5 protein-coding genes and 1 pseudogene are annotated in these 6677 nt (G+C 39.4%); all 6 read right to left on the bottom strand.

Going from position 1 to position 6677, the window contains the following annotated elements; all coding sequences use genetic code 11:
* Window positions 1-396: 396 nt before the first annotated feature.
* Window positions 397-2355 (bottom strand): annotated as a pseudogene (locus ACFIKB_RS08645) (DUF6990 domain-containing protein).
* A 5-nt stretch (window positions 2356-2360) separates the two neighbouring features.
* Window positions 2361-2828, bottom strand: a complete 468-nt coding sequence (locus ACFIKB_RS08640) for an SMI1/KNR4 family protein (RefSeq protein WP_375653337.1) — start codon at window positions 2826-2828, stop codon at window positions 2361-2363.
* 109 nt (window positions 2829-2937) lie between these two features.
* Complete coding sequence (locus ACFIKB_RS08635) at window positions 2938-3402, bottom strand: SMI1/KNR4 family protein (RefSeq protein ID WP_015856208.1); 465 nt, start codon at window positions 3400-3402, stop codon at window positions 2938-2940.
* Window positions 3399-3884 carry an SMI1/KNR4 family protein gene (locus tag ACFIKB_RS08630; protein ID WP_375653336.1) on the bottom strand — a complete coding sequence of 162 codons (486 nt, stop codon included), beginning with the start codon at window positions 3882-3884 and terminating at the stop codon, window positions 3399-3401. Before ACFIKB_RS08630 ends, ACFIKB_RS08635 begins: the two co-directional genes overlap by 4 nt.
* Before the next feature lie 52 nt (window positions 3885-3936).
* Complete coding sequence (locus ACFIKB_RS08625) at window positions 3937-4527, bottom strand: SMI1/KNR4 family protein (protein ID WP_375653335.1); 591 nt, start codon at window positions 4525-4527, stop codon at window positions 3937-3939.
* A gap of 62 nt (window positions 4528-4589) precedes the next feature.
* Window positions 4590-6677 (bottom strand): DUF637 domain-containing protein (locus ACFIKB_RS08620; protein ID WP_375653333.1); only part of this gene is annotated, 2088 nt, incomplete at its 5' end.

The following is a 6677-nucleotide window of genomic DNA, read 5'->3' as shown; positions in this document are numbered from 1 at the left end:
TCAAACAGACCGTGCTTTTTATCTAACGGCTTTTAATGAAGATGATCAATTTACCTATGACCGTATCGAGCGTGGAATAAACGATGACGGTTTTTCGTAAAATCTCTGGAGACAATAGCTCCCAAGGCAGTCGACCTATCATACGTTATGAACAGCATCCTTTAGTGAAAAGTCATAAGACATCGCACTGAGGCAATTTGGAAATCTTATAAAATATTAAACAATATAACAGTGAACCTTCAAAGCACTCCCCATCATTAGTTTTGGGGGACTTTGGGGGTGCTTCTTATATGTATTATTTTATTTTTGATTGAAAAAAATATATAAGGGGGGAAAAGGAACCCTCAAAACCTTCAAAACTAAGTACCATAATAGTTTTGATAGCATTTCTTATGATTATAATCCCTTTCTTTTGAAAGGCTTAAAAAAATCAGCACTTTCCATGGTGAGATAGTTATCATTATCATCTGCTTCATCCACTTCCCCTGCCACTTCAACAAAAGTTGTTTTGGAGGCAACAGATACTGTTTGCGGATCCAAGCTCAAAATCGGAACGTTTTTAGGAAAACCTGTTCAATAACGCTGGGCAAGAGTAAGCGCGTTGTCAATATCATATTTTGTGATAGTATCTACAAAGCCTAGACGGTTTTTTCTTTGAAAACTCTCCTTATAAAACTTAAGTTTTTTGACATTGCCAGTCAAAATAAGTGCAATAAGGTGAAATTCTGCAAGGCAAAATTCACTGTTTGTTGGCAACGCCGCATAATCATAGATGATTTGGTTGGTGTTTTGGTTATCAGCCCATTTAAGAATATCCACACAGATTTGCTTTAGTTTGCCTTCTTCAACTTCAACACTAGAAACTGTATAAACTTCTTCTGCCTCTTTGAGAGCTATATATTGAGGATTCTCGGGAAAAACATCCCTATGAGCAGTGGAAAAGGCAAGTGTTGAAAGTGAAGCCTTGAATATAACGATCGGTGTTTTCCCTTTTCTATCAAGACTGTACATTATATTAATGATACGGTCTTTGCTTATAAAATAGGCATTACGATTATAATTTTTGTCGCAATAGACTGTCCAGTTCATCATTTTTAATGTTTCAGAAACTGTATTAAGAAGAGCTAAAGATTGTACACCAATACGTGCATCCGCCGCCTCTCGCTCCTTTAAAACGGTCAGATGTTCTTCAGCAAATTGAACAGCGTGATTAACATATTTTTCCACATCATCGTCATCTAAATATTCAGAAATCGTACCTGCTTTTACGGCATTTTGATAGGATTTCAGGACATCAATTTGACCTGTTAATGCTAAACAAGCCAAATGCCATGGGATATCGGGACAAGAGCTATATTTTTGAACAAGCGCTTTGCTTTCTATCGCTGCTTCTAAATCCTGAGCACGCGCCCATTGTATCACCCGCTCAGAAATTTTTATAAGCTCCTGCTCATTTAATGTCTCTACACGAATATCAATCCCTTTATCAACACCACTAAAAACCCCTCCCCCAATCGTATTAAAAGACTGATAAATATTTGTAGCTGATATCTGCCTACATTTTCTACTATCGTGAATATAATGGCAAGCTACAGAAATATCTTCGTTGGAGATCTCTGCTTCAAGATGAACATTGTAATCATCATTTGGAAGACGTATAAAACCAAAATCAAATTGAATGAAGCGGTCGGGCAAAACCAACCACATTTTTCCAGGCTCTGTGGCAAACCACCCTTGGGTTTTAAGAATGCGTGTTGCTGCTGTAAGACTCATCAAACGCTGTTTCGGTTTTTTGCGTGTTAAAATGTCATCCAATTCGTTATTTTTATAAGCCTCAGCAAAAAAGATAACGCGCTCAACCTGTGTCATCTTTTCATAATCAGAAAACTCTGGTGTATATAATTGAGGTGTAGGTTTGTAATTCCTTAAAGCTTCGGTATCGCCGAGTAGAGCCTTTGCAACGAGAGAATGATTAGCAGATTCTTCACGTAATTTTTTCTCAATATCTTGTGCTTGCGCCCAAGCTAACACTTTGTTTAAAGCTACCTTGACATGGCTTTCAAAAAACTCCAGTGCTGTAACTCCAAAATTCTCTTCTGAAGAAATCAGCATATCCTCATATTGAGGTTGCGATTCTTTACCGTTAGCATATTCACAGCCAAAACAATAAGCAGCAGTAGTAAGACTGACAGAAACCCACAATCTTCCGCTATCCCGTCCATAATCTATGACACCATAATGAATACGCACTATGCGATCGGGGAGGTGATAATAAGCAAACATATCATCCATTTCATCGCGATGAGGCTCCCAACCAACTTTTTTTAAAATCTCTGTTGCGTCTTTGGTTTGCATCGTCATTACCCCCCAGCATGTTCCATAATTCTTTTACAGAGAAATTCATAAAAATTACTTGCGTAATACTGGGGATCGCTAGGTGGAAATCTAAGATAGAGCGGGCACTCACCATCCTGAAACTGAGTATAATCAAAGTAAAATGTCTCACCAAAATCAGTTCTACTGACAACAAGCTGCTGTGGTTTTGCTAAACCACTTTTCATTTCTGTTAAGCGATTATAGACAATATCACCACCATAAACAGTTTCAAAGTCTACACCATAAATGCTAAAAATTTCCTCGCAACCAATTTCTCCTCCTCCGTAATTTTTTAAAAAACTCTTGTAAGAAGATGTGAATTGCAAACCTAGAGTTTCTTCAGCTCTCTTTATCCATACATCATCAGGAGCATCCTCTGCAGTGCCAAAATTAATAATATCACTATATTTATCAACTAATTGTGCAACATCATCTAAAGTATAAGTTTTCATAAGTCCTTCCCCCCCTAAAAAATATTAACGACGCTTGCATTCTTGAAAAGAAAAAAATAATGGTGGTTTAACATTGCAATTTGAAAGTAAAACCACCATACAAAGAAATTTACTTCAAGTTATCTGTAATTCTTTTACAGAGGAATTCATAAAAGTTACTTGCGTAATACTGGGAATCGCTAGGTGGAAATCTAAGATAGAGCGGGCACTCACCATTCTGGAATTGAGAATAATCAAAATAAAATGTCTCACCAAAATCAGTTCTACTCACAACAAGCTGCTGTGGTTTTGCCAAACCATTTTCTATATCCGTTATATGATAATAAACAATATCATCACTACGAGCAATTTCAAAATTTGTATTATAAACACTTAATATTTCCTCACCACAGATCTCCGCTCTTCCATAATTCTTCAAAAAACTTTTGTAGGAGGATGTGAATTGCAATTTAAGAATCCCCTCTGCTTTTTCAATTAGTACATCATCAACTGCTTCATCTGTAGTGCCAAAATCGATACTATCGCTATATTTATCAACTAGTACTACAACATCATCTAAGGTATAGGTTTTCATAAATCTTCCCCTGCGTGCTCTTTAATTCTTTTACAGAGAAATTCATAAAAATTACTTGCATAATAATGTGACGCTCCAGATGGAATCTCGACATAGAGTGGGCATTCATCATCCTGAAACTGAGTATAATCAAAGTAAAATGTCTCACCAAAATCAGTTCTACTCACAACAAGCTGCTGTGGTTTTGCTAAACCATTTTTTATATCTGTTAAGTGATAGTAAACAATATCACCAGCAGGACAATCCTCAAAACTTGCGTTATAAATGCTAAAAATTTCATAACCTCCAATTTCTCCTCCTTTATAATTTTTTAAAAAATCCTTATAAGAAGTTGTAAACTTTACACCAAGAATTTTCTCAGCTTCTTCAATCCGTACATCACTAACTGCATCCTCTGCAGTACCAAAATTAATAATCTCATCATCATATTTATTCACTTTATCAATTAATACTGCAACATCATCTAAGGTATAGGTTTTCATGGATGATCCTCAAAACGTGCGTTATAAACGCTCCATATTTCCTCTATCAATTTCACCTATTCCATAGTTTTTTCCAAAAGCTCTTGTAAAAAGGTATAGGTTGCGGAGTGGGAGTGTTCTCAATCTTTTCAATTGGTTGATCACCATCAGGTATCTCAACTCCCACGCTTTCTTTAATTCTTTTGCAAAGGAATTCATAAAAATTACTGGCATAATATTCGCAATCTTCAGATGGAAGCATGACATAGAGTGGGCATTCACCATCCCGAAACTGCGTATAATCAAAATAAAAGGTTTCACCAAAATCTGTTCTGCTAACGAAAAGCTGCTCTGGTGTCACAAAACCACGTTCTCTATTGAGTAAGTTTCGGTAAACAATATCACCAGCAGGAATACCTTCCCCACAATCTCCATAAATGCTAAAGATTTCATCACCACCAATTTCTCCTCCTCCATATTTTTTTAAGAAAACTTTGTAAGAGGATGTGAATTGTACGCCGAGAGCTTTCTCCGCCTTTTCAATCTGTAAATCATCTGTTTCATTCTCTTCATCATCTTCACTACCCAAATTGATAATCTCATCATCATATTTATTCACTTTATCAATTAATACTGCAACATCAGCTAAGGTATAGGTTTTCATCAATTATTCTCCATAAATTATTCTATAAGTTTCTTTTTTCTCTTTTCATCAACCGTAGAGCATTATTGCCGATGCTCCTGTCCCCATCTGTCAAAATCTATCCCTATGATACTCCATTTCATATCAATTATTCCTCCTAAATTACTGTTTGTTTGTTTTCTATAACCTTTAGCGCGTTCCTTCCAATATTCCTCTCTCCATTTTTTAAACTTTTCTCTCTCTATAAGCGATTGATGTGTTTTAGAAGGAGCATGAATCACGGAATTATATTTGTTATGATCTTTACTGCCAATTTCTGCTATGGGCCCCTCATGCGTTTGCTTTAGGTGATGCAACTCAACAGGCTCACCATCAAATCCTATAGGTGCTTTTCCTGCTTTCATTCTTTCAACATTGGTGCCCCATACCGTTTTTTTGTTTACTCTCCATTTAGAAATTCTGTCAGGATCAAACAAATCGTCTCTCTGATAGGCTTTGTTAGTCTGTCCAAATTTGCTATCGGTAAATTTAGTGGGTTTCTTTTTTAACCAAAGCTTTTTTTCTTTAGCGGCGAGTTTGGTCAGTTCTTTCTTCGCCGCAAGTTTATCAGGATCTCCTTGAGCTGCAAGTTTGGCAAGATTTTTCTTGGAAGCAAATTGGGCAAAATCTTTCCTAGCATTGAACTTGATCACAGCCTTTTCGCCAAGATTTATAGCTCCCTTGGCTGCTCCAGCTCCTCCAGCAAAGTTTTCTAATACTCCGGCTGATAATCTTCCACTTTCAAAACCAGCATTAAAAGCTCCGTCAACTCCCGCTTTTTCAATATTCTCTTTTACGTAATCTATATCCCCTATAAAGGAATCCTCAACACCTCCCCAGAATTGACCAGCACCTTCCCAGACATCATCAATCACATGTCCACTCACGACCCAAGACGCTCCTGTTCCAATGTCTTTAAAACTCTTTTCAACGCCCCCCCGTGGATTGCTAGCAAATATTATCATTTGTAACATCATGTTCTTCACAGCGCCATCAGCTAACTCGTATAGCTTGATTGGTGCATCGGCAATGAGACCAGCCATAATTCCTGTCGCAAAAGTTCTATCTTGTTGTTCATCAATCTCGAACCATTTTTCGTTAACATCTCTTCGACACTGATCATCAGGGCACTCTTCTAACTCTTTCTTCATCTGAGCGCGTTGTGCACTCCCCAAAAAGTTATTTGCAGCGGCATTTCCAGCGGCATCGGCGCCGGCATCAACATCGCCACCGGCAAGGGCAGCGGCAACGCCCCCGGCAGCCCGTGCGACATCAATGGTGTGGTCTCTAAAGTCAGTAAACTGCGCATCAATCTTTGCGTTTATACGCGCTTCCTCTTCCGGAGTTGGGGTGCGACCGTTTAGGTCCCCCATTTCCTCTTTCACAATGCCTTGCACCCACAGTTTAAACTGGAGCATAGCTGTGGCTTCACCCACAGCACCGCCCACAGCACCGGCAGAGCAAGTGCCACTCGCAACCGCGCCTTTTAAGCAGCCAAGACCAGCATGGGCAACGATTTGTGTGATCGTATCTATTTTGCCTTCTGCCTTGGCGGTACCGATTTCTTCTGCCAACGATTTGCCAACCGTATCAGACAGGGCGATGCGCAGATTGTTAAAAAAGTTCTTGTCAAGAGAGCCACCCTCAAGAGCCGTTTGCACGCCTGTGCCAATAGCGGCTTTGATCAGGTTCTTTTCCGCTTCAAGGGCGATACGATCGACAAAAGGAGCGGTTTTTGGCAAAGATTGTCCAACACCAACCATTTCCGTTATTTGGCTGGTTAAGCCTGCTGTCAACATCGACGAGACAATGCTGAGAATATTCTTGGAAGAACCAAGCTCATGCAAGGCGCCGGCAATATTGCCGCGATTGTTAACAAGAGCCACAGCGCTTTTGTTAATCAGCGCTTGGACACCAGCCTGTATCGCCGCATTCATGGCGGTGCTCGAGCCAAGCCCCAATGCACCGGTAATGGCACTAGCAGCGCCCGAGGCTGCTCCACCCGTAACCGCCGTGACAGCCAAGGCCACGAGAGCCGCACCGGCTTCTGTCAATCCTTGGGCTTTATAATCCCAGTCTTTAAACTCAGCTCGAACTGCTTGCCAATCAACTTGCTTGGATAATTCTGGATC

The organism is Bartonella sp. MR110HLJHH, from assembly GCF_042194225.1.
Lineage (GTDB): Bacteria > Pseudomonadota > Alphaproteobacteria > Rhizobiales > Rhizobiaceae > Bartonella > Bartonella grahamii.
The sequence above is the reverse complement of the archived record's forward strand: the minus strand, read 5'-3'. Positions and strand labels throughout refer to the sequence as shown.

Excerpts from the sequence above, each read along its gene's own strand:
- ACFIKB_RS08630 (WP_375653336.1), bottom strand. The coding sequence starts at position 3,884 with ATGAAAACCTATACCTTAGATGATGTTGCAGTATTAATTGATAAAGTG.
- ACFIKB_RS08625 (WP_375653335.1), bottom strand. The coding sequence starts at position 4,527 with ATGAAAACCTATACCTTAGCTGATGTTGCAGTATTAATTGATAAAGTG.
- ACFIKB_RS08640 (WP_375653337.1), bottom strand. The coding sequence starts at position 2,828 with ATGAAAACTTATACTTTAGATGATGTTGCACAATTAGTTGATAAATAT.
- ACFIKB_RS08635 (WP_015856208.1), bottom strand. The coding sequence starts at position 3,402 with ATGAAAACCTATACCTTAGATGATGTTGTAGTACTAGTTGATAAATAT.